The 2,846-nt window shown below is 72.8% G+C and carries 3 protein-coding genes and 1 pseudogene; 3 read left to right on the plus strand and 1 reads right to left on the minus strand.

Annotated features, from left to right (window positions below; all coding sequences use genetic code 11):
• The 3 genes and pseudogenes from dapD to dapE form a co-directional block, all read left to right on the plus strand.
• A pseudogene (dapD, locus tag G7A99_RS17520) lies at positions 1 to 213 on the plus strand (2,3,4,5-tetrahydropyridine-2,6-dicarboxylate N-succinyltransferase); the annotation flags it as partial.
• On the plus strand, positions 210 to 548 hold the full coding sequence (locus G7A99_RS17525) for a Spx/MgsR family RNA polymerase-binding regulatory protein (protein ID WP_163142568.1): 339 nt from the start codon (positions 210 to 212) through the stop codon (positions 546 to 548). The pseudogene dapD and the gene G7A99_RS17525, both read left to right, overlap by 4 nt.
• Position 549: 1 nt before the next feature.
• Positions 550 to 1,686, plus strand: coding sequence for a succinyl-diaminopimelate desuccinylase (gene dapE, locus G7A99_RS17530; RefSeq protein WP_163142571.1), 1,137 nt, complete (start codon positions 550 to 552; stop codon positions 1,684 to 1,686).
• Position 1,687: 1 nt separating this feature from the next.
• Here the strand turns inward: dapE and G7A99_RS17535 are convergent, their stop codons facing one another.
• The gene (locus tag G7A99_RS17535) at positions 1,688 to 2,752 is read right to left on the minus strand and encodes a patatin-like phospholipase family protein (RefSeq protein WP_163142574.1); all 1,065 of its coding nucleotides are present in this window, start codon (positions 2,750 to 2,752) and stop codon (positions 1,688 to 1,690) included.
• Positions 2,753 to 2,846 lie beyond the last annotated feature (94 nt).

Raw genomic sequence — 2,846 nt, forward strand, 5'->3', positions numbered from 1 at the left:
TCCATGGGCGTGTTCATCGGTCAGAGCACCAAGATCTACAACCGCGAGACCGGCGAGGTCCTCTACGGCCGCGTGCCCCGCGGCGCGGTGGTGGTGCCCGGCAGCCTGCCCGCCGAGGACGGCAGCCACAGCCTCTACTGCGCGGTCATCATCAAGCAGGTGGACGCCGGCACCCGCGAGAAGGTCGGCATCAACGAGCTCCTGCGGCCGTGATCCTCCACGGGCTGAAGAGCTGCGAGCGCTGTCGCCGGGCACGCCGCCACCTGGAGGGGCTGGGGGTGGCGTTCACCTTCAGCGACCTCCGCGAGAACGGCGTCGACGCCCCCGCCCTGGCCCGCTGGACGGACGCCGTCGGCTGGGAGCGGCTGCTCAACCGCCGCAGCGCCACCTGGCGGCAGCTCCCCGCCGGAGACCGGGAAGGTCTGGACCGCGGGCGCGCCATCGAGCTGATGGCCGCCCACCCCACGCTGATCAAGCGCCCGGTGCTGGAGCACGACGGCGGCGTGCTGGTCGGCTACCGTCAGGACGACTACGAGGCGCTGGGCTGAGATGTCGGAGACCCTGGAACTCACCTGCGAGCTCATCCGCCGGGCCTCGGTAACCCCCGAGGACGCCGGCTGCCAGGACCTGCTCGTCGAGCGGCTCGACCCGCTCGGCTTCGCCTGCGAGCGTCTGGTCTTCGGTGAGGTCACCAACCTCTGGGCGCGCCGCGGCAACGCCGCACCGCTGTTCGTCTTCGCCGGCCACACCGACGTGGTCCCCACCGGCCCGGAGGCGGACTGGTCAAGCCCGCCGTTCGAGCCGACCCTCCATGAGGGCTTGCTCTACGGCCGCGGTGCCGCGGACATGAAGGGAAGCGTGGCCGCCTTCGTCACCGCGGTGGAGCGCTTCGTCGCCCATCACCCGGAACACGCGGGCAGCGTCGCGCTGCTGATCACCAGCGACGAGGAGGGCCCGGGCATCAACGGCACCCGCCGCGTGGTCGAGTACCTCGGCGAGCAGGCCGAGCGCATCGACTACTGCCTGGTCGGCGAGCCCAGCTCCGAGTCACTGCTGGCCGACACCATCAAGGTCGGCCGCCGGGGCAGCCTCCACGGCCACCTCACCGTCCGCGGCATCCAGGGGCACGTGGCCTACCCCCAGCGCGCGCGCAACCCGATCCACGCGTTTGCCCCGGCACTCGCGGCACTGGCGGACACGCAGTGGGACCGGGGCAACGACAGCTTCCCCGCCACCAGCTTCCAGGTCTCCAACATCCGCGGCGGCACCGGCGCGACCAACGTGATCCCCGGCCAGCTCCACGTGGACTTCAACTTCCGCTTCTCCAACGAGGTCACGGAGGCGGACCTGCGTCACCGCACGGAGGCCATCCTCGCCGACCACGGCATCGACTTCGCTCTGGAGTGGGTGCTCTCCGCACGGCCGTTCCTGACCGAGCGCGGTCCCCTGCTCGCCGCCACCATGGACGCCATCGAGACGGTGACCGGGCGGACGACCACCCCGTCCACCGCCGGCGGCACCTCGGACGGGCGCTTCATCGCGCCGACGGGCGCCCAGATCGTCGAGCTGGGACCGCTCAACCGCAGCATCCACCAGATCGACGAGCACGTCGCCAGCGAGGACCTGGAGACCCTGTCCGCCATCTACGAGGGCATCCTCGTGCGGCTGCTCATGCCCGGGCACTGACTCACAGCGGCTCGACGCGCTCCGCGATCCGGCCGCCCGTCACCAGCTCGCGGAACTCGTCCGCCAGCCGCTCGCTCTCGGCCACGGCGCGGGACCAGTGCCGCTCGCGCTCGTCGTCCGGCAGCTTCAGGAAGTCCCGCCGGTCCGGAACCCGGCCGCCGTAAAGCCGTGACAGGTAACCGGCGCCGGGCGCCAGCACCACCGTCCGTGAGGCCCGCGCCAGCCGACTGCGGCGCCAGCGCAGCGGCTTGTCGAACCACCCCGGGACCAGGTGCGGATAGAAGTGCGGCTGCAGCACCAGCCCCGGGCCGGGATCGAAACCGCCGTCGAAATGGTAGTCCGTCAGGCCGCCGTCGTAGTACACCCCCGGCCCCGCCCCGGGCACCGCCGTCACCGGCAGCATCACCCCGGGGATCGAGCCGGACGCGAGCAGTGCCGCGTCCGCGTTCTCCGGCGTCAGCGCCACGTAGCGCGTCGACAGGCCGTCGTCGAACCGGGCGGCGGCGCCGTCGCCACCGCCGTGGAAGACCACGCGCTCGACGAAGGCACCGAGGACGTTGCGGCGCACGAGATTCGCCAGCGCCGCGCCGCCGAGCCGCCACCGGTGGCGCCACGGTGACGACCCGGGCGCCATCCCGCGCAGGCGCCCGGCCACCAGGTTGATCCGGAAGCGCGGATGGGCTAGTGCGGTCCCCGCGCCCTGCCCCTCGAACACCGCCGACAGGGTGCGGCGGGCCATGTCGGTAACGAAGGCCGGAGACGGCCGCGCCGGGTAGCGCTGCCCGCGATAGGCACGCTCGAAACGGGCGAACGCCTCGCGGGCATCCGGCAGCGCCGCACAGGCCACCCGCCAGGCCCCGGACGACGCCCCCAGCAGGGTTACCGGCGGCCCCTCACCGGCCAGAAACTCAGCGAACAGCGCCACGTCGAGGCCGTAGACGCCCAGCCATTTTGGGCCGCCGGAGGCGGCGGTGACCGCGCTCACGTCGGCGGCACGGAGGCCGTGCTCGCGCAGCCGCCGCCGCGCCGCCGTGCCAGCGAGCACCCGCAGCGCCGGCTCAGCCATCCGTCACCTCCCCGGGCCGATGGTCCGGCTTGAGGCGGATGTAGAGCGTGCGCTCGACCACCGCCACGACCTCGCCGTCACCGTCGCGAATCGC

The sequence above is a fragment of the Arhodomonas sp. KWT genome (genome assembly GCF_010993615.1).

Excerpts from the sequence above, each read along its gene's own strand:
- dapE (WP_163142571.1), top strand. The coding sequence starts at position 550 with ATGTCGGAGACCCTGGAACTCACCTGCGAGCTCATCCGCCGGGCCTCG.
- G7A99_RS17535 (WP_163142574.1), bottom strand. The coding sequence starts at position 2,752 with ATGGCTGAGCCGGCGCTGCGGGTGCTCGCTGGCACGGCGGCGCGGCGG.